The sequence below is a fragment of the Corynebacterium sp. ES2775-CONJ genome (assembly GCF_024814515.1).
Classification (GTDB): domain Bacteria; phylum Actinomycetota; class Actinomycetes; order Mycobacteriales; family Mycobacteriaceae; genus Corynebacterium.
Map to the genome: position 1 here is coordinate 1 of NZ_JANUXT010000009.1, position 26485 is coordinate 26485.

Genomic DNA, 26485 nt, shown 5'->3' on the forward strand with positions numbered 1-26485 from the left:
TGGCGATGCCGTCGCCGTCGATGTCACCTAAAGGTCCATCTTGGTTATTAGGATCGATGATGTCAGCGATGCCGTCACCATCTTCGTCTGTGATGACGAAGCCATTCTCGTCGGACTCGTCCTTGTTGAGGATGCCGTCGCCGTCTTGGTCGCGTTCAGCATCAGGGGTGACGCCGTCGGTCATCGGGTTGTAAGGATCGAGGCCAGCAGCGCCCTCATCGGCGTTGTTGATGCCGTCACCGTCGATATCCGGATCCTCAGAGTCAGGGGTACCGTCACCGTCAGTATCAACAGCCCCAGCTCCCACGACGTATGTGAACTTCGACTCGATAGTGTCAAGCGCATCGGCGTAGGTGATGGTTACCTCAGTCGGCACGTTAACTTCCTCGGTCGGAATGCCGGAGATCGTCTTGGTGTTGGGGTCGTAGGAAACCCCATTAGGCAAGCCAACAACTGTTACATTCTTGCCATCAGCGTCAGGGACCTCGATTGGGGTGATCTCTGCGCCCTTGGTCCAGGCTTGGTTTGATATCTGACCTACGCTGAGCTGGTCCTTTTTGCCAACTGTTGCGGTAACAACATCAGAGGAATTCTTGCCAGGTTCGGTAGCCTTAGCGCGAACGAGTTGGTTCTCCAGTAGAGTCTTTCCGTCTGGAACCTTTGCTTCGAAGGTTCCAGGTTCACCGGGTTTTTCGGTCGCAGTGATTTCGGTGCCGTCTTGAAGTGTTACGACTACGTTAGAGCCTGTCGGCGCTGTCACCGCAATCGATGGATCCCCAGCTTTGATTGGGGAGATCTTCGGAGCGTCAGTTTTAACGACCGGGTCGACCTGCACCCGGACAGGGGTCTCTCCAGGAGTGATTTCACCGTTAGGTGAGATAGCTAGAACTACATAAACACCAACATCGGGTGTTTTATCAAAGCCGAGATTGAACTTCCCTGCAATGGCTTCAGCGCTGTCTAAAGTCTGTGAGGCTACGACTTTATCCTCGGTAAAGGTGACTTTACCTTCAGAATCGACTTCAATATCGCTTGATGAGACTAGCACGATTCTCTGAGGACCGTAGCCCTTGCGAGTAGCTACCGATTTATTCCCAGTCTGCTCGTCAACTGCCACGTAATCGCCGGCAATAGCGGACGGATGTAGCTGGCGGTTCTTGAATCTAGGATCGGCATGAAGCTTTCGAACAACGTTGCCGGGTATCTTTAACTCCTCGAGCGGACGATCCACTAGATCACCGTTGGGCGCAGTGGTCTGAAGGCTCAGAACAGCTTCACCGTTGGCGTTGGTTGACGTGCTTGGCTGTGGAGCTCCCGGAATGTATGACTCAGGGTTAGTGGGATCGGTTTTATCAATCAGCCTCTCAACGCCATCAGGGACGCCGTCCTTATCGGAATCCGGATCATTTGGATTCGTCCCAAGCTTGCGCTCGAAGTCGTCGATGAGTCCGTCTTTATCGGCGTCTTTCATCTCGATATAGGAAGAGATTGTCGACTCCGCAATATATACATGAGGGGCGCCGTTATCAGTTACAAGAGTCTTGTATCCCAATACACGCCTGTCAGGGAAGTCGGTCTCATTCCAGCTCTTGAAAAAGAAGCGCTCGCCGTTAGCTGCCTGATCGATGAGTTTCTGCGCGAGGATTTCCCCAATATTATCAGTCGCCGTATCCTTGAGCTTGTATTTGATGGCATAGCCTTGGGGTTGGCCTGCCAATCCTTTGAAAATATTGGTTAGATTACTGTTGACCTCCCGGGCACGTGAGGCGGTCGGACCGCCGTTCTTCCCGTCCTCTTCCCAAGATAGGGCAGGATTCGCGTCAGAAGTCACTCTGCCTGTAGTCACATCAACATTGAGCTCAAACTGCTTTGCCTTGCCCAAGTTATTGCTTGGCGTACCATCCGGATTGGATTGGTAAACCAATGCCGTCTCCACGTTTTCGGCAAGGACCGGGTTAATTTGCTCGTTGATAACTATGCGAGAGCCGGGGAAGGAGCTGACATAATCTAATCTTGGCTTGAACTCTTTGTAGGTGTAGATTGCATTCTCTTCTTGGTCATACCAAGTTTTGTACCCCAAGCTTTCAAAGAATACTTGACGTGGCCCGTAGTTTTCGGCCTTCTCTGGAAATCCCGGAACTTCCGTGAAAATATAGTTGTTATTCTCACGGATAATCAACCCTGATACTGACTCAGCAGCAACGAGACCACGGCCAGTGGTCCAGTAGGATTGTACACCAAAACCTTCTTCAAACCCGTCGATATCGCCGAAGGACTTGTTGCCTTTCAAATATATGCGGATATTCGCAAATTGGGGAGACCCTAGGCGCCCGGCGTAAGTCCAATTCTCCGCCAGAACTGGAATTTCCCACTCGGAGCCATCTGATTTGCCGTCTGCGTCAACGCGTTTGGTGAACGAGGGGCCCTTAGCTCCAAGTTGCCCCTCAGTTTCGATGCGATCGATTTGGGAGTAGAAAGCCTCGTCCGCGAAGCGCAGAAAAATCTTGCCCGCGTCCTTAATTTTTTCATCAGTACCAAATGCTCGCCCTAGTGGAGTTGCTCCGTACCACCAATTGAGAACCAAGAACGCGTCGGTTCCGTCGGAGAGATCCTTGTACGACGGCTGATTGAGATTGACATATCGAAGCGCAGAATCATTGTCATACACAAGTCCTGAATCCGCAGGACTGTATGCCTGAGCTGCAGGGGCTGTGATGGTCTGAGCCACCACGGTACCCGACAAGGCTAAGGTCAATGCCGCGATGGCGGCGACTCCAGCCTTGTGCTTATTAGACGTTGAAGCGCCTAACTTTGTGGGTTTTAACATGTATTTCCTTTCGAAATTTCCGATCAGTGCATCCACTAATCGCTTCTCCCGATATACGAGTCTCGCTGTAGCGATCCCGTAACCTCAGAGAGGCGGGTCTAGAGGTAAGTTTCACGGATAAGTGATCCCTGAAACTTAACAGTTAGTAAGAATACCGGGATATCTGAGAGGTTTCCACTAGTTGACCTCAGTCCAGATTAAGAGCTCTGAAGTTAGGCTTGAACCTAATGCAACTTAAGTTTTAGATGGGTACTCTTAACTAATCGAATCCGAAGTCAAAATCCCATCTAGGAGGCTTTTTACGGTTGGCGGGGTTCGAGCTGGCCCCATTTTTTGTGGGACAGTCACCTATCGCCCAATCGGGGGTAATGATTGAGTTTAGTCTAGGTCGCGCTAGATAGAGTCACTATTGTCTAAGGACTCCCCAGATAGGGCAATTGTGTGCATAATCATTCCAGCGCGGTGAAGGAGGAATCTTAACGATCTCAAACTGTTTCCTATGGTGAAATGCTTTAAGGTGCTGGGCATGGAGCACTGCTCATGCAGCTGGCTCCGGTGACCCAAGTTAACCGCCCAAGCACGATAATGGTAGATTTTTATAAAGATGGAAATTCCTTCAGCTCCGAGAGGTTCCACTATTAGTCGCTAAAAGTTTCAATCCTTGAATAAACACACACAATGTACGACTTCCAACGGACACGGGGCTGTTCGTAGGATGTCGAGGAGGTTATGCCTTCGCCGATCTAAGCTTCGAGTCTCAACCGCTTCATCCAAGCGGAGTGGATAACCAGTCCAAGTCGATTCCGCGTTTATAGTCCGCCGGTCGGGCTGGCGCCCGATCGTCTAATCCGAGTCTCAGATCAATATGGAGATCTTAACGATACGTCGCAGTCTTCGCTAGATTGTAGCAGCGGATTTTCTCGAGGACCGTCGTTAGATGTTTGCGCGATGCCCAACCTGCATCCTGAATTGACAAGGTTTTTGTACAGGGCCCCCACTCTGCGATCGCTCAGTCGGTTGTCGTATATAGGTACAAACGAAATTTCTCACCATGGCTTGCGGTGCCATAATTTCGGTGTATGCTCCATCTGTAGTCAGATTCAAACTGAAGCTCAGTGACCTTGTATCCTTGTCTTGACCCGAGAGTGCCCAATAGGTCACCCCTCGTGTGGGTTCGTAGGCTGGCTGAACGGTTTTGCCCTACTCATGGAGTTGGATGGAAGCAGCCTGATCGAGATTTAGCTGGCTACTTAAGCAGGGATTGATTCTTTGGGGTAGGTATTGGTCTAAGTTGTGTCGAGGAGCTTAGTGAACCCGGCGTCAAGATTGCTCAGGTATTTGGAGTAGGCTTCGAAGCCCCGGTTGAAACTGCCCGAGGTTGGCCTAGCAGTTTAGTAAAGCATGAGCGAGGCAGCTATAACTGCGTCCGTTTCGGTCTCATGGGTTAACAGTGCCGAATTTCGAGTTGTCTCCGCCTCTGACTTCGCAGAATTCACACAAGGGTCGATACTAGCAAGACGAGCTATAAGCGATCTGGGCATAACTAGAATGCCGTGGATTAAATTAGTCAAAGGCGATTCACTACAGTGAGGAAGGCCTAGACCTGGTTCCCTCTTTTACAGCGATTAACCTCGTGCATAGGTCAGTAAATTTCATTTGGAGGGTGACTCTGTGGTGAGTCCTTCTTGAATGATTTTGCTGTGGCAGTCTCGGTGGACCGGCTATTCAGGTACGGTTAACACTTTGAATAACTGGAGGCGAGAAAAGGGAACCGAAAAGGAGAGCCCCCTACCGACTTGGGTTCAGAGTTGGCATAGGAGAATTAGCATGCCTATGGTGTGTTTCTTTCTCAGGTTTGAGCAGAGAGCTTATCCTAATATCTGTTTCCAAGATTTACTGGAATAAGGCGCAGGAATGTTTCCGCACTACCCAAAAAGAGCGGAATCAGAGATTTCCAATCCGTCTAAAACTCTGCGTGTTACGCACTTTGGCCCTCGCTCGATGTAACACTGCTGAAATAAGCGCGAGGGTTCGGCGAGATAGCGAAATCGTACAGTCGAGTACGTTTTGAGTGGCAACCCAAGAACCTCGTGGACCTGAACCTGTAGTTCACGCAGGAGCTGGTAGGTCTTCCACGAAACTTCGGTATTGTTGGTTTATCATTGGTGAGAGTTCCCGGATGGATCTGTACAGACTATCGCCATCGCTTGACCCGCCCGTGGCGAACCTCCATCGAGATCTACGAACGTGATCAGCATCGGAATGAAACACCAGAGTCCGAGGTCCAAGATGTCGCTCTGATTGAGGTAGCGAAAGACACATGCTTTCCCGTCGGATGTTTTGTATAACTTGCTGGGTAGTAGAAATTCCTATTGGTCAAAAGAGAGCGACCTGACGGCTCGCCGACTTGCATTGTGTTCGTGAATTAAGTCTTACTCTAGAAACGTATTCTAACCAATTAGCCTTCAAGCTTTTGTCGACCAGAGTGGGGGCTGGTCTTTCCTCGTCAGCTCCCCTACTCATCGTTGAGGTACGGTAACTATCAGATTCTCTTTAGTTTTCCGTCCTGACTAATTGTTCGGGGCGGAAAACGAGACTCTTGCATCTAGGGCCGACTGGTAAGCGAGTGAAAGAGCTAGGAAGAGAGTTTGCGATCACCGACGTAGGCAAGGCAAGTGATTTGTCGGAGTCGAGCAAATATTAATGAAGCAATCTGACACCTGCTTTTTGCTTAGATATAGCCGACATCTTAGATTGACTCGAGCAAACCGGAGCCGCAACTTTGTTTCACTTCAACCGCGTGGCTTAAAAGGAATGAGTCCACTACGAGTTGATACTAGCGGAATCTGTACAAGTTTAAGTGACGTTGCATGTTCGTTAGGAGTTAGTGAAATCCACTACCTTGATACAAATACTGAAGTTCCAGCAGCGATAAAACGAGAAACCGCAAGTGCGATCCACATAGGTGAACTGCCCAAACTTTAAAGTCAAACCCGTGCTGTTTCGCGATTGACTTGGAGATGTTTTCGTTTCGTTGAAGTAGGCCGAAAGCTAAGTGATGCCGGTGATATAGCCCCTCATCGAACGAGGCTTAAAACCTCGAGGGATTACGCCAAGCTGATGGGCAGTCTCCTGTGCCTACGGATAACGGTGGGTATTTTGATCAGTCGAGCTATAATATCGCTCCACAGTTTCGTCGTGATGCGATGATTGCTTTGGAGGAGATTGGTATTCCGGTGGAGTTTTCTCATCATGAGACCGCTCCTGGGCAGCAAGAGATTGACCTCCGTCACGCGGATATTCTCACTATGGCGGATTCGATTATGACGTTTCGCTATTTAATCAAGCTCATAGCCCAGCGCAATGGGGTGGGTGCTACCTTCATGCCCAAGCCTTTTAGAGATCATGCGGGTTCTGCTATGCATACGCATATGTCGCTATTTGAAGGTGATGTCAATGCTTTCCATGATCCTGATGATGAGTATTCACTTTCGCAGACTGCGAAGCATTTTATTGCCGGCATTTTAACCCACGCCCATGAGATCTCAGCTATAAGTGATCAATATTAACTGTGCGTGGTTGGGGGCATTGAGAGGGAGGTGTGGGAGAGTAGGTTCGGGTTGTCTATGCTGGTCCTTTCTATGGCGGCGGGGATGTAGATGGTGTTTCTTCTAATTTGAGGTGTATTGGTGGTGATGGATAGCAGTTCTGTGCAATTTCGTAAGTCACAGGAGGGAGTAGCTGACTAGATAGGAAGCAGGGATGATGCAATCGAATTCGATCGCATCATCCCTGCTTTGTTTGACGGCTCTTAGCCCTTTCAGATAAAGGTACGGGGACTATGAGCTCTTTTTCGTAGTGGTGGTCAAGGCCATGCCTCCAAATGCCACGATGAGTCCTGCAAGGATGAGCCACAGGACGCGGGCGCCAATTGTTGCGAGAATAGCTCGAGCGTGCCTACGACGCTTGGTTTTGCTCAACAGCTATGTGCTTGACAATGCCCTTTTTGAGAGGCTGATTGGAGTGCGTTTTTGGGAGGGCCGGCTTTGGGTGCGCCGCTGGCCAGAATGGTGCCGGATGAGGCAAAATTGCGAGGATTGCTGGGATGAGCAGCAAAATCGCGGCGACTAGTCCCCACCACCACGGTACGGAGGAGGTGTTGAGTACCTCGACCTCCAGAGGCTCGTTGGCGGTGTTGGGTTCAATAGATACCGTCACACTTCCGTCTGCGTTTTCAACGAGGGCCTGGTCTGAATCCCCGAGAATGCTAAATCTTGGTGCATTCCAGGTGACGAGTGCGGAACCTTCAGGTAGCGTTTCTGAGAGCGTTACTTCGGTGCCAACCGGCAGGCTCTCTAAGGTGAAGCGCTCGTCTTCTTTGATGGTGAAGTCTAGGGTCATCTCGCTCAGGGTATTTTTATCCATCCAGGTTGCCTGCATGGCGTATTCGTAATCCTGTGAGGACGAGCCTGAGCTCAGGGAGGCTGGACCTTCAACGTGCTTGATAAGTGCTATCGAACCCATGTCGATGACACCGGCGTCCCACGTGGGATCTATACCCCCGGTGGCGCTGAAGGGCTGGTCGGTGTATTCCGTTGCACTTTGCAGGTTGGGGTTATCGGGGCCGAGTTCGAAATTGGCGCTCGTCCCCAACAGTGCGGGATCAGTATTGGAGTCGGAGTCTACGGACTGATCGCTCCCTGTGGTAAAGGACGTGAAAGAGTAGATCTCTTTTTGATCATCGGTGAGTTCGAACTTAACCTGGTAAGTGTCGGCTGGGAGGCTGTCAAAAATGTAGCGGCCGTCCTGGTCTGTTGTGGTGGTTTGGGTGGTGCCATCACTACTGATGAGGGTGACTTTTACACCTTCCAGTGGATTCTCACCTGGTGTTTGTTGACCATCCTGGTTGGTGTCAATCCAGACATAATCACCTACTGCATAAAGTCTATCTGAATAGGTGTTGGTGATTACAACGGGTGGGGTATCTACGGCAACCTTTATGTCTTTACCACCGGTGACCTTGAGGCTAAATCCAGGGATTTCAGCGGTATCTCGATCTTCGATGACGGAGCAGGTAGCACCGAGGGGGACGTTTGTGATTTCTTCTTGATTGGCTCCTATGATGGTGAGCTCGCCTGTTTTGACTTCGGTTCCATCTTTGACGCAGGTATAGGTGAAGGCGAAGGCCTTCGTGTCCGTTTCAGCACTTTCTGCACCTGACACTTTTTTCTGAACCGTGATGTTAGTTAGAGCGGGTTTGAATGTGTTGGTGGCGTTGATCTCGGTGACGCCCTTGTTGCGCACGGTGAACGTGACCGATTGCTTATCAGCTGCGATGACAACGTCATCGTTAGGGCCAGTGGTGCCTAGTTTGCCTTCGCCGAAAACGAGTGTGCTGGCAGTGTATCCGGGAATGTCGCCCGGGTTCATCTCTGTAATGTGAACTTCAGTGCCGGCAGGTAGGTTTTCGAGTTTGGCTGCGTTTTCCTCGCCCTCGCCAGCGGTGAGGGTTTCGTATCTGGGAGTTTCACCTGGTTCGGTGATTGTTGCGTTAAACGTTGCTTGATAGTCGCTGGGGAGTAGGTTATTTGCGACGCCGTTCACGCTCTTGAACAGGTTAACGTTACCGAAGCCCTCTTGACCGGAGCCATACGCGGAAATTACATTCTTAGCAGTAAGGGAAACCGAGACCTCCGTATCATCAACGGTAGCGGTGTTGTTGACCTTATCACCCGCCTGGTGGAACGTGGGTGGCACCGTGGTGCGAATCAGCGCGAGATAACGATAGTTATCTTCAGTGTTCAAAATCCTTATACGAGCAACGTTTCGGCCTTGATCGTCGACAGACCACTCAACTCGGAATTCACCTGTGGTTAGTTCGGTGGCAGTTCCTTTGCCCTCTGATGCAAGTCCCCAAGAACCCCCTTCTGATGGTTCGGTCTCTTTATTGCGTCTTAAAACGGAGACGGACTGTTGCAACGTCGACGTGTCGGTAGATTCGTCGCGCTCGATAGGTTTGTCGAAGGCGTCGGTGATAACAACATCAGAGCCGGTTCCCGGGGCGTATATATTCCACACTATACGGGCTTCACCGCTGCTAGAGCCGGTAACTCCTTGATAGGTACCTTTCTTTGCTGGATTGTCTAATGCCGGTTCCGTTTTTGGGGCATCTACTTTGGGTTTGATCCCGCTAGCGATTGAGTTATCACTTGCGATTGAGCTCAGATCAATGGTCGCACCCGAACCTCCGATTGGTACGGAAATATCGGTAATTGTTTCTTGTTTTACCAAGAAGATATTTGAATCGTAGCCGCCTTTAAGTTCTTGCTTATCCGTGACAAAGCTGGTAAAAGTGCAAGTTACCTTTTTGCTTTCTTGAATGCAGTCGGCAATGGGATCCCCCGTGGCGTCTATCATTGCTACTGAAGCTTCCGGGAAGGCTGCCCATGAAGGCAGTTCGAACGTAATGAAGTCTCCAGGTTTGGCCTCCTCGGGGGTGCCGGCGTACGCACTGGCATCCCACGTCATGGAAAGTTTGACGCTCTCACCAACAGTGAGGGGCGAATCTGGAGTGAGACCTGATCCTCGTTCGAGGGTGACTTCCTTAACGTAAAGGTCAGTTCGATCCATGCCCTGAGCGCGGGCCGATGGTACCGCATAGAGGGCTGTAAAAAACACCGCTAGAATCGATAGCAGAGTAGTTAATACCCTAAACGATCTGGCATCTGAGACGCCTAAGGGCCTGGTATAATTCACGGGTTCCTTTCTCGAATTTGCCACCTCAAGCTCTGGTTGAACCAAAGTGTGAACAAACTCCTTGACTGTGCCGCCCGGAGGCGTGCCTAGTTTTTGCACATCGTGCAAAACTAGGCAAACGAGCACCGTAAGCTTTACTGTAGATTAGCTACCAGTATGTCGCAGTAAATTACCAACCATTTAGTATGACGGCAGTCAATTTCACGGAAGTCTCTAAGAAAACCCTTTGAGTTTTGTACTTTTCTTTTAGAAACTATCGTATGGCGCAAATAAATCCCACGCTCAGGGGATATCGGCTTCAATATGTAGCTCGCACGAGCAAAACAAAAACCACCGCAAAGGGCGTACCCCCAGAATCTGGCACTTTCTCTATCGCCTGGAAAGAAGTCAGGCGTTAAGCTATTGTTCATGGATTCTCAACAGGAATATGTGCTGCGTACCTTAGAAGAGCGCGATATTAGGATTGTACGTTTGTGGTTTACCGATATCATTGGTTCTTTAAAATCGGTGGCTGTGGCCCCAGCGGAGCTCGAGTCTGGGTTTGCTGAGGGTATTGGTTTTGATGGGTCAGCGATCGAGGGTTTTAGTCGAGTATCGGAGTCCGATACTATCGCGATGCCTGATCCATCGACATTCCAGCTTCTGCCTTTTAACGGCGAGGATTCGCGTTTCCAAGCTGCGCGTATGTTCTGCGATATTCTCACCCCTGATGGTAAGGCCTCGTGTGCGGATCCCCGCCAGGTACTACGTCGACAGGTGCGGGCAGCGGCGGAGGAGGGGTTTGAGTGTGCGGTGAGTCCGGAGTTGGAGTTTTTCCTTGTGGAAGAACTGAGGGTTGATGGGCAGTCTCCTGTGCCTACGGATAACGGTGGGTATTTTGATCAGTCGAGCTATAATATCGCTCCGCAGTTTCGTCGTGATGCGATGATTGCTTTGGAGGAGATTGGTATTCCGGTGGAGTTTTCTCATCATGAGACCGCTCCTGGGCAGCAAGAGATTGACCTCCGTCACGCGGATATTCTCACTATGGCGGATTCGATTATGACGTTTCGCTATTTAATCAAGCTCATAGCCCAGCGCAATGGGGTGGGTGCTACCTTCATGCCCAAGCCTTTTAGAGATCATGCGGGTTCTGCTATGCATACGCATATGTCGCTATTTGAAGGTGATGTTAATGCTTTCCATGATCCTGATGATGAGTATTCGCTTTCGCAGACTGCGAAGCATTTTATTGCCGGCATTTTAACCCACGCCCATGAGATCTCAGCGATCACTAATCAGTGGACTAATTCTTATAAGCGCCTGCTCTTCGGTAATGAGGCGCCCACCGCCGCGACGTGGGGGGTGAGTAATCGCTCAGCAATGGTGAGGGTGCCCACCTACCGGTTGGCTAAGGAACAATCACGCAGGGTAGAGATTAGAACCCCAGATTCAGCATCGAATCCCTATCTTGCCTTCGCGGTTCTTTTAGGGGCTGGATTGAAGGGTATCCGTGAAGGCTATGAACTCATTGAGCCTGCTGAGGATGATATTGCAGCGCTGAGCCGCCGCGAGCGTATCGCTTTGGGCTACCGTGATCTTCCTGGTTCCCTCGACCAAGCGCTGCGTACGATGGAGCGTTCGGAATTTGTGGCCGATATTTTAGGTGAGCATGTTTTCGAGTATTTCCTCCGCAATAAGTGGAGCGAATGGCATGACTATCAGCGTCAGATCACTAGCTGGGAACTAAAGCACAGTCTCATGTTCTAGTTTCTCTCGGCACAAAGGGCAGGGTCGACAGAGCCAATGAGAACCACAAGAGCGACAGAGACGATTGGAACTGCTGGGACGACTGGGTCAACAGGGATGCAGTATAACCACTCTCTTCTTCACCCAGCCCCAGGCCCAGCCTAGCACCAGCCCAGCCCCAGGCCCAGCCTAGCACCAGCCCAGCCCCAGGCCCAGCCTAGCACCAGCCCAGCCCAGCCCCAGGCCCAGCCTAGCACCAGCCCAGCCCAGCCCCAGGCCCAGCCCCAGGCAAAGAAAGACTATTCGCAATGAATACGAGCCAACACACCCCCATATCCCATATCGCTGCAGCGCGCTCAGCACTCCCATCACTGGCAGTGCTGAGTTTGAGTGGCCCGCATGCGCACCAAGACCTTCTCGATCTCGGCTGGTGGAACGAGCAATCGCTCGATATTTTGTGGGATTTAGGTGGTGTGGGAGATCCGCAGCTGGCACTCAACTCCCTGGTGAGGCTTTTCGCCGCGCTAAAAGACCTGAAAGAGAAAGAAAACGATAGCGAGAAACTGTCAGTAGAGATCCGTGAGAACGCCACCTTCCGGATGCGGCTTTTTTGTCTTTTAGGGGCCTCGGCAGCATTGGGCGACTACCTCATCGCCAACCCGGCATCGTGGCCAAGTCTCGCCAACGAGGCCCCCACGCGCACAGAGATGTTCCATACTCTTTTAAGTGTCGTTGAGGCGCAACCAGCTGAGATCGAGGTGGAGGAAGGTGCCGAGTATATAGATCCCGCCACGACTTCTCTCGATAGGCCGGGCACCTATCGGGCAGCCTTCGCAGGGCAATCAGCCGAGCGTGCCTTAAGCACCGCCTATACCGGCCTGCTCATGAGGATAGCCGCGCACGATGTGGCGGGGACTTTTGCAGGAAAAAGCGGGAAGAGATCCCAACCGCGCATAGAATTTCGCACGATTACCCACCAACTCAGTGATCTCGCGGATGCCGCTCTCACGGCAGCGCTCGCTGTTGCGGTGCGATCTGTTTATAAGGATCTTCCCGTAGACAGCAGGCTGGCGGTGATGGCCATGGGTAAATGCGGTGCTAGGGAATTGAACTATATCTCTGATGTTGATGTCATCTTTGTTGCTGAGCCAGCCAATACCCATGCCACCCGCACCGCCAGCGAGCTTATTCGGACCGGCTGTCGGTGTTTCTTCGACGTCGATGCTGCCCTGCGTCCCGAGGGCAAACGCGGCGCTTTGGTGCGCACCCTGGAATCCCATCGTTCTTATTATTCGCGCTGGGCGCAGACCTGGGAATTTCAGGCCCTTCTCAAGCATCGCCCCATGACGGGAAATATGGCCTTAGGACATGCCTATAGTGAGCAGCTCTCACCGATGGTGTGGTCGGCTAGCCAACGGGAGGATTTCGTCGGTGATATTCAAGCAATGCGGCGTCGCGTTTTAGACAATGTCCCCGACGAGCTTAAGGAGCGCGAACTCAAACTGGGGGAGGGAGGCTTGCGCGATGTGGAATTCGCTGTCCAGCTCCTCCAATTAGTTCACGGTCGCTCCGATGAAAGCTTGAGAACCCTTGCTACCGTCGATGCCCTTCATGCGCTGATAACCGGAGGCTATATTGGCCGCGAAGACGGAAGATCGCTCATCCAGTGCTATGAATTTCTTCGGCTTTTAGAACATCGCCTTCAATTGCAGAAAGTCAGGCGGACCCATACTCTGCCAGCTGCTGAGCAGAAGCATGCGCTGCGCTGGCTGGCGCGAGCAGCAGGATTTCAATCCTCCCTGCTTAATAGCCGCACCACTAGCTCCACGGGTGCGATGCTAGAAGAGCTACGCACGGTACGTTTGAAAATCTCCACATTGCACCGTCAGCTTTTTTATCGCCCACTGCTTGATTCGGTGGTCAACCTCTCCGTTGATCAGATCAAATTATCCCCAGAGGCAGCGCAGCTGCAGTTGGCCGCTCTTGGCTATAAATCACCTGCGCGGGCATTCGAACACCTCAAAGCGCTCGCAGCTGGAAATACTAGGCGCGCTAAGATTCAGGCGATGCTCCTTCCCACTCTCCTGGAGTGGCTGAGCGGTAGCGCCGACCCTGACGCAGGGCTGCTGAACTACAGGAAGCTCTCAGAACAGGCTATGCATCGCACCTGGTTCCTGCGGCTTTTACGCGACGAGGGAATTGTGGGCAAAAGGTTGATGCATATCTTCGGCAATTCTCCCTTTACCGCTGAACTCATTATTTCCGCCCCTGATATCATCAAACAGCTCGGCGATGGGGCGACGGGGCCGAAACTCCTCGAGGTTAAACCCGGTAGTGTTTCTCAGGCCTTAGTGCGCGCCGCTGCGCGCCAGACGCATCCCGAGCGAGCAATCCAGGTCGCGCGGAGTTTACGGCGCAGTGAATTAGCCCGTATCGCTAGTGCAGATCTTCTGGGATTGATGGAAGTTGTAGAGGTATGCCAAGCATTATCCGGAGTGTGGACAGCCGTGCTCGAGGCGGCCTTACAGGCAGAGATTGCCGCTAGTATGCCTCCCGATGGAGTGGTGCCCGCACGAATCGCAGTCATCGGGATGGGGCGTCTAGGTGGTGCTGAGTTAGGTTATGGGTCTGATGCAGATGTGATGTTTGTATCTGCCGCGAACGACGGATCCGATGAGCATGAGGCTCTCCGATGGGCTGGTGGGGTATGTGAAAGGATGCGCAAGCGATTGGCTAAACCCTCCGGTGATCCACCCTTGGATGTCGATCTTGGTCTTCGCCCTGAGGGGCGCTCGGGCGCAGTTGTTCGTACCTTGGAAAGCTATCACCAGTATTATTCTCGGTGGGGTGAGACCTGGGAGATCCAAGCTCTATTACGGGCGCGCTGGGTAGCGGGGGATGCAGAATTAGGCTCAGATTTCATCGCTATGGTCGATCGTTTCCGCTATCCCGATGGCGGGGTGGATCAGTCCGTGATTCGCGATATCCGCCGCATGAAAGCACGAATTGACCATGAGCGCCTCCCGCGCGGGGCCGATCGCCACACCCACACAAAGCTCGGGCGGGGTGGTTTGGGTGATATCGAGTGGACTGTGCAGTTATTGACCTTGATGCATGCTGATGCCTATCCAGATCTAAAAACCCCCTCGACCCTTAAGGCTCTGGAGGTTATTGCTAGGCACCAGCTCATTAGTCCAGCGAAGGTTAGCCCGCTCGTTGATGCGTGGACCATGGCTACGAATGCTCGCAATGCCACGGTCCTCGTACGCGGCAAACGCGCCGATCAACTCCCTCCTCCCGGTCCTGGTTTAGCCCAGGTGGCAGGCGCTGCAGGGTGGGATCCGGAGGATTCCCAGGGTTTCTTAGAAGAATATTTAAAGCTAACGCGCAGGGCGCACAATATTGTCGACGAAGTATTTTGGGGCGAGTCTTTAGGAGATCACCAAGACTAATTAACGGGCTTATTCTTCTCCTTTGGTGGCAGGGAAGAATCAACCAAAGAGATGATAGTAATGAAGGCTTACCTAAGTTAGGCTAGCGTAGGATTGTCAGCTCATGGTCTACGAGGTTTGGCTGACAAGGATTCCAGCATTACTCGTACTATTTCAACCAAAAGGAGCTCCATGACCACCACCACGGCCCCACTATCTGCCGAATTGAAGTCATCAACGGCAGCCGCTCACGAACAAGCGGAACACTCGTCCTATATGGACGACCTCATTGGTGGAAACCTCAATCAAGCCGCTTTTATCGCCCTACAACAGCAGGCATATCTCTTCTACCAAGCTTTAGAAGAGGCAACAGATGCAATCCGTGAGAGTGGTTTCGCCGGGGCGCTGTTAGATCCAGTTCTCAACCGCACTGACAAGCTTGCCAAAGATCTTGAAGTGCTCACCGGTGCCACGTGGAAGTCTCAGATCCGCCCGCTGCCAGCAACAAATGAGTATATTGCGAGGCTTCATGATATTCGTGATACCCTTGACGGCCCGCGCCTGGTGGCGCACCACTACGTCCGTTACCTCGGCGATCTCTCGGGCGGCCAAGTCATCGCACGGATGATGTCACGCCAGTACAATATCGGCCATGAAGCCTTGACCTTCTATGCCTTCCCTGAGATTGCCAAGCTCAAGCCGTATAAGGACCGCTACCGTGAGGAACTAGATACCCTCAACCTCACAGCCGATGACCGCGACCGTTTGGTGCGTGAAGCTAGCGACGCTTTCGTTTTTAATCACAATCTCTTCGCGGATCTCGATCGGGTTGTCCGTTAGGATCCTTTGAGGTCGCTAGGCTGCGACGATTCGGCCACAAGCAATTCTGTCTTTGAAAAAAGGGGAGCTGTTATGTTACCCGCGCAGCAGGTATGTGTCAGTGGTCTAGTTCCTTGAGGGTCAACGCCAGTACGTGAGCGCAGTCAAAGCACGATGATGCATCTTCTGACTGCGCTTTACTCATATCTCCTTACCGCCAGAGCAGTTACGTATCAGTGAGAACGCGGTGGAAAACACGGTCGTGGAAAATAGGGGGATTCCCTGATGTTTTACCCACTTCAACTCGCTTATAGTGGAAGCCATCGCCACCGGCGAATAACCTGCTCAACCCCAAGACTATAAGGAAATAGAATGGCGCTCACATTTACTCTCGACCTCAACCAATGCACCCTCGAACAACTACGCGCATTTATGCGAGCTGTTGAAGCCAGCGGGATGAAGCCCTCAGCCGAACTTGTTCTGGAGGACCAACAATTAGTGGCGCGCATTAATAACCCGCACACCTCTCACCCTCAAGCGGAGCCAACTCAAGTGTTTGACCCCGTCAGCCTAGGTGATACTGCGGTGAACGCTTTGATTGATGCTTTAAAAAACCGGCGAGGATAAAATCAGGAAATATCTCCTTTTTAACCCGCCTAGAGAGTCAAGAGGGTAATGCAACGAAAAACAACTACCAACAAGTTCTACGCGGACCAAATAATAGGTGAAAGATCTCGCGGTATTGGTTCCGCTGCAATAAGTCGGAATTTTTCGCTTGTGGGCTAGCGAGAAAAATAAATACCGTGGGATACCAACTTTGGCTAGTTTGACGCTACGCTAAAAGTCATGCACTATATCTCGACCCGCGACCCTCAGCGCGAGCCCAAGAAGTTCTGCGATATCCTCCTCGGTGGCCTTGCCCCTGATGGTGGCCTCTACCTGCCAGACAAATACCCTCAGATCACCGATGAGACACTCACCATGTGGCGGAGCATTCTCAGCGATGAGGGCTACGCAGCTCTCGCGGCTGAGATTCTTCCCATCTTTATTGATGATATTCCCGAAGCGGATCTACGACGGATCGCTGCCAGGGCTTATACACACCCGAAGTTCTCCTCACCCGAGATTGTTCCGGTGACCACATTAGATGAGGGCCTTTATATTGGGCACTTATCTGAAGGACCCACGGCGGCCTTCAAAGATATGGCAATGCAATTGCTCGGTGAGCTTTTTGAGTACGAGCTTGCCCGTCGCGGAGATCATCTCAATATTCTTGGAGCGACCTCAGGTGATACCGGGTCCGCGGCCGAATACGCCATGCGCGGGCGCAAGGGAATCAAGGTCTTCATGCTAACCCCGAAGGGGCGCATGACTCCCTTCCAGCAAGCTCAAATGTTTGGACTCGATGACCCAAATATTTTCAATATCGCCCTCGATGGTGTTTTCGATGATTGCCAAGATGTGGTCAAAGCTGTCTCGCGTGATGCTGAATTTAAGGCAAGATACCGCATCGGAGCGGTGAACTCGATTAACTGGGCGCGGTTAATGGCCCAAATTGTTTATTATATTTCGTGCTATCTCACGGTGACATCGTCGAATTCCGAAAAGGTATCGTTTAGCGTGCCAACCGGTAATTTCGGAGATATCTGTGCCGGCCACGTGGCGCGTCAAATGGGGCTTCCCATCGATTCACTCATCGTGGCCACCAATGAAAACGATGTCCTTGATGAATTCTTCCGTACCGGAAACTATCGGGTGCGCTCCGCAGCCGACACTCTAGAGACCTCCTCGCCGTCCATGGATATTTCGAGGGCGAGCAATTTTGAGCGTTTTATCTTCGATCTCTTAGGCAGAGATGCCGAGCGCATCGCTGAGCTCTTTGGAACCCAGGTTCAAAAAGGTGGCTTCTCGCTGATCGATGATGCGGCGCTGAAATCTGTTACCGGACACTATGGTTTCCGTTCCGGACGCTCCACCCACAGCGATCGTGTAGAAACCATTCGCCTATGCCATGAGCGTTATGGCGTGCTGATCGATCCACATACCGCGGATGGTCTCAAAGTGGCTCTCGATTGGGCCGATCAAATCACCACACCGATTATTTGTTTAGAGACGGCTCTGCCTGTGAAATTTGCCAATACCATCAACGAGGCCATCGGGAAAGATCCAGAAATGCCGGAGCGTTTCCGCCAAATTATGCAAGCCGAGCGCCGCGTTGTCGATCTTCCCAATGATGCTGAGCGCGTCAAGCAATTCATCGCGCAGCACGCCTAAACCGACCACCTCCATCACTTTCAAGCAGAGTGGAAAGGGTTTGATATGTCACTCGAACGCACCGCCCCAGACGAGTATTTTACTGATTTCGATCCCGAGGCATTTGCGAAGAAATTCCTCGCCGATGCCCGTAAGCAGCAAGAGGAGGGGGAAGAATCACCCGATGGCGACGCCTGATTTTATCCACCACTTAAGACAATCGGTTGGCCATGAGATGTTGTGGCTTCCTGGGGTCACCGCTGTGGTGATCAAGGATGTACCTCCTGGGGCGCCTATCCACGCGGTGCCGGAAGTTTTACTGATCAAGCGAGCCGATGATGGCCAGTGGACTCCGGTTACAGGGATCTGTGAGCCGGGGGAGCAACCTCATCACGCCGCTATTCGTGAGGTGAAGGAAGAAACTGGGATAGATGTGCGCGTCGAAGCTCTTTTGGGGGTGGGCGCTACCCAGCCTATTGAATACCCCAATGGTGATAAGTGCACCTTTATGGATACAGCCATGCGCCTGTCTGTTATCGGCGATGAGGTCCCTGTGGTCAATGATGATGAAACTACCGAGGTTGGGTGGTTCTCAGTGATGCAGATGCCGAGGATGCAACCGCGTTTTCGTCTCGTAATTGGTGATGCGGTGGCGCAATTGCGCAGGCCAGAGGGGTTCAAACCGCGAATGGGCTATGTCAAGCGCGACCGGGCACGCTAGTTGAAGAATCTTCCTAATGATCAAGACTATATGGGCGGGGCACTAAGAAGATTTTCTTAGTGCCCCGCCCTTAATAACTGTCTGTGCTATCGCCTGTTCTCCTAGAAGAGGTTTGCGGCGAATGCGGCGAAGACAGCGCTGATCAGAGCGATCACTGTAGCAATGCCACCTAGGATCGCGCCCCAATCAACGGAAGCGGGTTCTTCTTGAACATCCTTCGGGGTGACCAAGAAGCTGCCAGTGGTTTCGGCTGCCTCGTAGTTCGCCGAAGCAGTATCGCGAGCAGCGACTGCAGCGGTAACCTCGACACGGGTATTTTCAGTGATTAACTGGCCGAGCTCTGCAATGGTGAGGTAGGTCAGTGCGACACCTTCGGAGTTGGTGCGAACAGATACCGTTGATCCTGACGAGGAGAAGGTGACTTCTTCATCGGCAGCATCTTCACCGTTGTGCTGGACCTTGGCGCTGACGAGAATACGGTTATCCTTTACTGAACCCACCGGAAGATCTGCGAGTTCTCCGAGGGTAATGGAGGTATTCTTCATCTCTCGATCGCGAGGTAGAACGCTGAAGCTACCAGTTCCATCAACACCGCGCATATCATCTGCAGTTACTTTGGGGCGAGCCCGCAGAGAATAGGTTACAGCTTCTTCGGACGGCTCAACGGATGCAACGGTAACGGAGAAGGTGGCGTGGCCGTCTGCTATTGGGCTTTCGCTGACCAATTCATCATTGAGGTAGAGCTCGATAGCGGTGCCATCAGGGATCGTGCCAGTGCTTGAGGTTGCGTGGACCGTAACCGGCACTGTGATATCGCCTGTGGTAGAGGCGAGTTCGCCCACTGGAAGGATGGTGGCGCGCACCGTCTCCAGTCGTGGATTCGGTTCAATGATCGAACCTGGCACCACGGTAATCCGAGGAGTAGTGAGGGTCTGAGTGGTGACCTCGTTGGTCTCCAAATTGGTGTATTCGAAGGTGACTTCGGTCTCGAAGTAGCCTCGCTCAAGATCCTCTGCCGTCACGGTGTGCGTGGGAAGTGGGCACTTCGTACCAATGATATTGAGTGACGAGTACCGGCACGTTCTAGCGCTGGGACGAGCGAAGTTGTTGAGCCCTTCTCCGCCCGAAGGCTCGACCTTAATAGCTGCGGTCTCATAATAAGGATTGACAATCGCGAACTCGTAGTTCACCAATTCGCCTACTTTCCACTCATTATTCTCGCGTGGATAGGTAAGAGCAGCCCAAGCTGTTGGCTCGGTGACGTTGAAATCCCAATATTCACCTGGACCAGGAACTTCAACTTCGGTTGCATCACGCAGGAGCAACTCAAAGGTACCAATGGAGTTGATAGGACCGTTTGCTACCGTGATCTTCACCTCATTGAGGCCGTTGTTGCCCTCGAGTGGAGCGACAGCCTTGACCTCCACGGTGGTGGACTCACCGGGCTGGAGTGAAACCCTAGATGGGGTGCTGGTAAACGTCCAGCCCGCAGGGCCTTCGAAATTAACAGCTTGGTTGAAGATTTCCACACCAGTGGTATTAGTGAGGGTCACAGGAACAGTGATATTGTCGCCAGCGCCAACGCTCTTGGTGGGGCTATCGACATTGAGGCAGCTCGCTCCGAGCCAGGGGAGGTTAAAGCGCCCGTAGTAGATATTGTTTCCGCCGGGGGCGTTATCTTCCCAGAGTATGCCGATATCACCGTTGGCGAGAGTGGTCAGGTTGGTATACATGATATTCTCGCGCTTGAATTCCCTGGAAACAGGCCACGTTTGACCATCGTCGCAGGACATGCGGATCGTGCCGTTGGCACGAGCTCTCGTCGAGGCGGTATTGGAGAAGAGGAGAACCTTGGCGAGTGCCGAGTCCTTAGGGGCATTCGGGAAGGCCCGAATGATAGAGGCGTTATTGCGAGGATCGGGCAGATTATTGTCGAGCTCTGGCTCCGTCCAGGTATAGCCACCATCGTAGGAGTAGGAGATCTTGCGAGCGCGCTCGGACCCGTAGGAGGAGCGAGAGTTATTCATCAAAACGCCGTTGGAGAGCTCAACGATTTTGTTCTCGTCCATGCCGTTGCCCCAGGGGCGTGAGGCGTACCAGGTCTCACCGTGGTCGTCGGAAAGCCAGGCGACTGCTTTCCAGTAGTTACCGTTGGTGATAACCATGGCGGGCTGGATCAAGCGGCCCTTGTGGCGTCCGTATTGTAATTGGATGCCATTGCCAGAAGTAGCAAAGCGAGCTTTCCAGGAAGGATCTGGGGTGATATCGCGGGTGATAACACGATCGTAAATCCACGTCCGGCCACCATCGGTTGATTTAGCGTAGGCGGCATGGATGATATTTCGGTCAGAGGGATCCGTGCCGGGCTTCGATGCGATGATGCCAGCGTCGAAGGACTTGACGTGGAAGTTAAAAATGGTGCCAGTCTCGCGGTCAACAATATATGACGGGTCGGAATACCCGACGGGCTTATCGCCTAGGGTTGCCGGGGCGATATCGATCTGCGCGCTCCAGGTCTTACCGTTATCGGTCGAGCGATTTTGCACGATTGCATTTGGGTAAGGAGCGTCACCGCAGTTGGCTGGACGACCATCATAAGAAGCGAGGACGTCGCCGTCCTTGGTGGTATTGAGAGCAGGAATACGATAGCAATCGTACTTATCGCCAGCGGTGGCAATCTGTTGCTCTTCGAAGAAGGGGTCCGCAGTGGGATCGGGATTGGCATCGAAGCCATAGGTCCCGTTGGCGGCGTGCCCTGGGATGCCGGTAAAGGTATCGGCGAGGGCGCTCGGGGCGGCTTGAACCAAGCCGAAGCCGAGGGCGAGCGCGGATAGCGATGCTATCAACGCGTGGCGCCGTGTTTGGTTTTTCATAAAGGCACCTTTCACTGGAGAGAAGGAAGGCATAGTGCTCACTAGTCAATGGCACTGTGGATGTCTGTTAGTCCTCTGACGTCTTATGTTTTAACTAACAAGTCGAATCTTATTATAACCTTCAACACAATTGAAGAACTCCAATGAAAGATGTCACAGGTCATAATTTTTATTAACTTATAGGTTTTATAGCATTTCACTCAAAAAGTCTTATATATATCACATTGATACAGGTATGAGAGGTGAACGCGGGGGAGTATTGACTATCGGGATGTACCGTGTACCAGTTTTAAGCTGAGAATCTTGGGGGTGTTAAGTGGGGGTGGGGGTAGGTGAAAACTCCATAGATCGACGGTGGGGACTGGCTTTCTGGTGTAACTACGTGGTTACGGGGGTAGAAAAGGGGTTGGGGCACTGAGCGTAATGGGTCAAAAGCTGCATATTATGCAAATGAAATTATGAGGGGCCAGGACTGAACTAGCTCGCTAAACAGCGTTTGACATGTTAAAAAGACCCCTAATTCTCTGGATGCCCCTCGAATAGTTTGCTGTATAAATATATTAAATATGCAGTGCTGCGTGTATATTGATCTAAATGAACGCCGTATTAATTGCTGTTGCCGTCATGTTGCTGCTCGCACTGGCTAGAGTGCACGTTGTTCTCGCGCTCTTTATAGGCGCACTCGTCGGAGGACTCCTGTCGGGCATTGGCCTCGATGCCACCATGGTGGCCTTCCAGGATGGGTTATCCGGAGGCGCCAAAATTGCTTTAAGCTACGCACTTTTAGGAGCCTTCGCGATGGCCGTCGCGAGCTCGGGATTGCCGGAAGCTTTAGCTCGCTGGATCATGGGCAAAATCGGAAGTGAATCACACAGTGCCAACACCCGTGCCGTTGCCATAACCAAGTGGTTAATGATCGCCGGAATTCTTGCCATGTCCGTGATGAGTCAGAATCTCATCCCCGTCCACATCGCTTTTATCCCTCTCATCATCCCACCGCTGTTGGCGGTGATGAATAAGTTGAACCTCGACCGCCGCTTGGTCGCGTGTGTCCTCACCTTCGGGTTGGTGACCACCTATATGTGGATCCCTGTGGGTTTCGGATCGATCTTCCTGAAGAGCATTTTGCTCGGAAATATCGAAGAAGCTGGTCTTGATACCAGCGGATTAAACGTGATGACGGTGATGACCATTCCCGCCATCGGTATGTTGATGGGTCTGCTCGTTGCGATCTTTATCAGCTACCGCGCGCCGCGATACTATAGCGATCAGCCGGTTGCGGAGACCACAGCGGCCACCGCGAACACGGCGAACACGGTGAACACGGCGGAAACTCCGGCCTCGCCGAGCACGCCAAATATACAGACCGCACCACCTTCACGCTATAAAATCGTGGTCGCCCTCGGGGCTATCCTGGCAACCTTCCTCGTTCAGGTGGCCATGCAAATTTTAGGAACCGAAGCCGATTCGCTACTGATCGGTGCGCTCATTGGTTTATCTATCTTCTTACTGACAGGTGCAGTGAACTGGAAGGAAGCCGATGATGTTTTCACAGCTGGCATGAAGATGATGGCACTGATCGGCTTTATTATGATCACCGCTCAGGGCTTTGCCTCGGTAATGAAAGCAACCGGGGAAGTGGAATCCCTAGTCAATTCCTCAGCAGCACTGATTGGGGATAATCAGGCACTCGCTGCACTTGTGATGCTGCTGGTTGGACTAGTGGTCACCATGGGTATCGGCTCGAGCTTCTCCACCTTGCCGATTCTGGCCACGATTTATGTCCCTTTATGTATGACGCTCGGCTTTAGCCCTGCGGCCACTGTCGCTATTATCGGCGCCTCGGGTGCGCTCGGGGACGCAGGTTCCCCCGCCTCCGATTCGACCTTAGGTCCCACTATGGGCCTCAACACTGATGGGCAGCATGATCACATCCGAGATTCGGTGATACCCACCTTCCTCCACTTCAATATCCCACTCATCGCAGCGGGGTGGATTGCGGCTATGGTTCTCTAGCCCAATAACGACCAAAAGAAGAGAGGTATAACTCCAGGAGTGGAGTTATACCTCTCTTCTTATATCCTCAACCCCCCATTACAGGACGAGTAAAAAACCATTTTCCCCAGAAATCGAAGAAACAGGGAGCCTATAACGGGAAGTTGAAAAGAGAAATGCGTCTAGCAGTCGAAATACATCTCAAACTCCTGCGGAGTCGGACGCAAGCGCACAGGGGTGATCTCGTTGTCATATTTGAGCTTGATATAAGTTTCAATAAGATCTTCCGTGAATACCCCAGTATCTGTAAGGAATTCATGCCCCTGCTCGAGAGCGCCCAAAGCTGCCTCCAGTGAGGTAGGCGCCTGCGGAATGGAAGCAGCCTCCTCAGGTGGGAGCTCATAGAGATCCTTATCCACTGGAGCATGGGGTTCAATGCGGTTTTTAATGCCATCCAGACCGGCGAGCATCATCGCTGCAAAGCCAAAATAGGGGTTACCGGAAGGATCTGGTGCGCGGAATTCTACCCGCTTAGCCTTCGGGTTCGAGCCCGTGATAGGAATACGAATAGCAGCCGAACGGTTTCGCTGGGAATACACCAGGTTAATTGGTGCTTCGAAGCCAGGAACGAGCCGGTGATAGGAATTGAGCGTGGGATTAGTAAACGCCAAAACCGCACCAGCGTGGTGCAAAATACCGCCAATATAATAGCGCGCGATATCAGAGAGCCCAGCATAACCGGATTCATCGTGGAATAGTGGCATGCCGTCTTTCCACAGGGACTGATGCGCATGCATTCCGGAGCCATTATCGCCAGCTAGTGGCTTGGGCATAAAGGTAGCAGTCTTACCGCGACGGAAGGCGACATTTTTAATGATGTATTTGAAAGTCTGTAGATCATCGGCGGCATGGAGCAAAGTATTGAATCGATAATTAATCTCCTGCTGACCACCTGTACCTACCTCGTGGTGGAAGCGTTCGATGGCGAAGCCAGATTGAGCCAGCGTCCGCGTCATTTCATCGCGAATATCCTGACTTTGGTCATAGGGAGGAACGGGGAAGTAGCCGCCCTTGAGTCTGGTTTTGTACCCGCGGTTTGAGGAGCCATCTAGGTTAGTGTCCGCGCCGCGATTCCACCAGCCTTCATCCGAATCTACCTCGTAGAAACCACTATTGATATCGGTGGAATAACGGACCGAATCGAAGAGATAAAATTCCGCCTCCGCACCAAAATAGCAGGTATCAGCGATACCGGTAGAGGCTAGATATTCCTCCGCCTTCAAGGCCACCGTTCGTGGATCGCGAGAAAAAGGTTCCTGTGTAAACGGATCAACCACAAAGAATTTGATATTAAGCGTTTTCGCGGCACGGAATGGGTCAAGCGCAGCGGTCGCGATATCGGGTATCAAACTCATATCCGACTCGTCAATGCTGGTGAAGCCACGGATTGAAGATCCATCGAATGCGAGGCCCTCCGCCATGGCATCTTCGTCCAGGATATGGGCTGGGATGGTGAAGTGTTGCTCGATACCGGGGACGTCGGTGAAGCGAATATCAATGAATTCGACGTTCTCGTCCTGAATAAAGCGCAAAACATCTTCCGCTGATGTGAAAGCCACGCGTTTCTCCTTAAATGGGTGATGCTGATATACGAGGGACGCTCCCGCCACATGGTGAGAATAGTCAATCCTTCATATCTTATAGTACGTACGTTTCTGTCGAGTGACCAAAAAGCTTCATTTTTTGGGTGGACCTACCCAAAGCAATGATAAATTAAAGATATGTCTAAATCGCAGCGCAGGTCCTGGTTAGACGGGCCCGAAATCCCCGCGGAATTCTCCGAGCACGGCCCCGCACGCTGGCCAGGAGAACACTTAGGCCTACCAGCACATGGCCCAAACTCTCTAGCATCGGTCATGAGGCGCGCCGGGGGAGTGACCATTGATTGGATCGGCTGCTGGATAGTTGCTGCCTTTATCAATATATTCACCAGCGTGTTGGGCGGCACCGCAACGTTGACGTATCTTCTCTTCATTGTGCTCGGTGTTACCACCGTTACCCTATTTGCCCGCACCCCTGGGCAAGCGGTACTCGGCATGGGAGTCGCACGTATCGATTCAGCCAATGAGCGCGTTGGCTTTGTGCGGGCTCTTGCCCGTACTGTTTTTACCGCTCTTGTCCTGCCTGCCGCCATGGTTGATACTGATGGGCGCGGCATGCACGATAGAGCCACGGGAACCGCCGTCATTATGGCTTAAAAAATCCCCGACCGTGGTCAGGGATTGCTCTTTATGGTTTCTCTTGCCGAGATGCGTGCCGGCGAGCGCGCCTATTCATTCCAGATACCCGCCCGCCCTTGGGCAGCGGACCTTTGGGAATCCCCGCGAGTCCTTGAGATTGAACCTTATCCATGGCATCGACGCGCGCGGCAATTTCGTAGACATCATCTTTTTTGTAGATCCGCTTGAGCCGTACCAAACGACTTTGAAGTTTGCGCAGCGGCACCTCATCCTCGCCGTCGCCGACGATCATACGGGTGACAGGAACACCTGGAACCAACCTATTCAGGCGTTTTTCCTGCTGCTTAAAAAGGGGCTCGAGGCGGTGCTTTTCGCCCTCACCGACCAGGACGATACCGCAGACACCGATGGTGCGATGAACGAAATCCATATGAGTGTTTGAAGCAACAGCAGGTTTGGTTTTCCACACCACACCCAATCCGCTGCGCAGATTCTCTAAGGCCCACCCCGCGGCACCGGGCTGATCTGAGGCTTGGTTATAGACACTATTTTGCAGGCGCCTGGAAAAAACCCACATTGCTAGCGCCAGACCGGCACTTAGTCCAAGCGCGAGCATAAACCACTGGCCACCGACGAAGACGCCGATCAGGAAGAAGACGAGACCCATACCTAAGATACTGAGCAGCATCAAAGGCACTAAGGCCTTATCCTGCTTGCGCTGCATATTAAAGGCTTGTCTTAATTGCGACCATGTCTGTCGACGTTGGGCACGTTTAGCCGCGCGCTGTTCTTTTTTCGATACCTTCGGATCTGCCATGTCCTCTAGATTACCGATCAAAAGT

15 protein-coding genes and 1 pseudogene are annotated in these 26485 nt (G+C 52.2%); 10 read left to right on the plus strand and 6 right to left on the minus strand.

Annotated elements, in window-relative coordinates; translation table 11 throughout:
* The coding region (locus NXT01_RS09260) for a putative Ig domain-containing protein (protein ID WP_396124776.1) at positions 1-2827 on the minus strand (2827 nt) is incomplete at its 3' end.
* 3113 nt (positions 2828-5940) lie between these two features.
* Here NXT01_RS09260 and NXT01_RS09265 point away from each other — a divergent pair.
* Positions 5941-6393, plus strand: a pseudogene (locus NXT01_RS09265) (glutamine synthetase); the annotation flags it as partial.
* A gap of 273 nt (positions 6394-6666) precedes the next feature.
* On the opposite strand, the gene NXT01_RS09270 reads toward NXT01_RS09265, so the two are convergent.
* Positions 6667-6807 (minus strand): hypothetical protein, encoded by a 141-nt coding sequence (locus NXT01_RS09270; RefSeq protein ID WP_259080339.1) that lies wholly within the window; start codon positions 6805-6807, stop codon positions 6667-6669.
* Positions 6785-9583, minus strand: coding sequence for a DUF5979 domain-containing protein (locus NXT01_RS09275; protein ID WP_259080340.1), 2799 nt, complete (start codon positions 9581-9583; stop codon positions 6785-6787). The genes NXT01_RS09270 and NXT01_RS09275 overlap by 23 nt, the downstream gene beginning before the upstream one ends.
* A gap of 408 nt (positions 9584-9991) precedes the next feature.
* On the opposite strand from NXT01_RS09275, the gene NXT01_RS09280 reads away from it, so the two are divergent.
* The 7 genes from NXT01_RS09280 (at position 9992) to NXT01_RS09310 (ending at position 18535) form a co-directional block, all read left to right on the plus strand.
* The gene (locus tag NXT01_RS09280; RefSeq protein ID WP_259080341.1) at positions 9992-11332 is read left to right on the plus strand and encodes a glutamine synthetase family protein; all 1341 of its coding nucleotides are present in this window, start codon (positions 9992-9994) and stop codon (positions 11330-11332) included.
* A 287-nt stretch (positions 11333-11619) separates the two neighbouring features.
* On the plus strand, positions 11620-14763 hold the full coding sequence (locus NXT01_RS09285) for a bifunctional [glutamine synthetase] adenylyltransferase/[glutamine synthetase]-adenylyl-L-tyrosine phosphorylase (RefSeq protein WP_259080343.1): 3144 nt from the start codon (positions 11620-11622) through the stop codon (positions 14761-14763).
* Between the two features lie 171 nt (positions 14764-14934).
* Positions 14935-15582, plus strand: a complete 648-nt coding sequence (locus NXT01_RS09290; protein ID WP_259080346.1) for a heme oxygenase (biliverdin-producing) — start codon at positions 14935-14937, stop codon at positions 15580-15582.
* Between the two features lie 351 nt (positions 15583-15933).
* The gene (locus tag NXT01_RS09295; protein ID WP_259080347.1) at positions 15934-16188 is read left to right on the plus strand and encodes a hypothetical protein; all 255 of its coding nucleotides are present in this window, start codon (positions 15934-15936) and stop codon (positions 16186-16188) included.
* Between the two features lie 219 nt (positions 16189-16407).
* The gene (gene thrC / locus NXT01_RS09300; protein ID WP_259080350.1) at positions 16408-17835 is read left to right on the plus strand and encodes a threonine synthase; all 1428 of its coding nucleotides are present in this window, start codon (positions 16408-16410) and stop codon (positions 17833-17835) included.
* 45 nt (positions 17836-17880) lie between these two features.
* Positions 17881-18012, plus strand: a complete 132-nt coding sequence (locus tag NXT01_RS09305; RefSeq protein ID WP_259080351.1) for a hypothetical protein — start codon at positions 17881-17883, stop codon at positions 18010-18012.
* Positions 17999-18535, plus strand: coding sequence for an NUDIX domain-containing protein (locus tag NXT01_RS09310; RefSeq protein WP_259080353.1), 537 nt, complete (start codon positions 17999-18001; stop codon positions 18533-18535). Before NXT01_RS09305 ends, NXT01_RS09310 begins: the two co-directional genes overlap by 14 nt.
* A gap of 101 nt (positions 18536-18636) precedes the next feature.
* On the opposite strand, the gene NXT01_RS09315 is transcribed toward NXT01_RS09310, so the two are convergent.
* The gene (locus NXT01_RS09315) at positions 18637-21408 is read right to left on the minus strand and encodes an exo-alpha-sialidase (protein WP_259080355.1); all 2772 of its coding nucleotides are present in this window, start codon (positions 21406-21408) and stop codon (positions 18637-18639) included.
* Positions 21409-22002: 594 nt separating this feature from the next.
* On the opposite strand from NXT01_RS09315, the gene NXT01_RS09320 reads away from it, so the two are divergent.
* Positions 22003-23424 (plus strand): Na+/H+ antiporter family protein, encoded by a 1422-nt coding sequence (locus tag NXT01_RS09320; RefSeq protein ID WP_259080357.1) that lies wholly within the window; start codon positions 22003-22005, stop codon positions 23422-23424.
* A 161-nt stretch (positions 23425-23585) separates the two neighbouring features.
* Here NXT01_RS09320 and glnA read toward each other — a convergent pair whose 3' ends face one another.
* A complete protein-coding gene (gene glnA, locus NXT01_RS09325; RefSeq protein ID WP_259080358.1) occupies positions 23586-25022 on the minus strand; it encodes a type I glutamate--ammonia ligase in 1437 nt (478 codons plus the stop codon).
* A gap of 162 nt (positions 25023-25184) precedes the next feature.
* Here glnA and NXT01_RS09330 point away from each other — a divergent pair, with 162 nt between their 5' ends.
* Entirely contained in the window at positions 25185-25661 is a 477-nt protein-coding gene (locus NXT01_RS09330; RefSeq protein ID WP_259080360.1) for an RDD family protein, read from the plus strand.
* Positions 25662-25692: 31 nt separating this feature from the next.
* Here the strand turns inward: NXT01_RS09330 and NXT01_RS09335 are convergent, their stop codons facing one another.
* Positions 25693-26460, minus strand: coding sequence for a DUF4191 domain-containing protein (locus NXT01_RS09335; protein WP_259080362.1), 768 nt, complete (start codon positions 26458-26460; stop codon positions 25693-25695).
* Between the last annotated feature and the right edge of the window lie 25 nt (positions 26461-26485).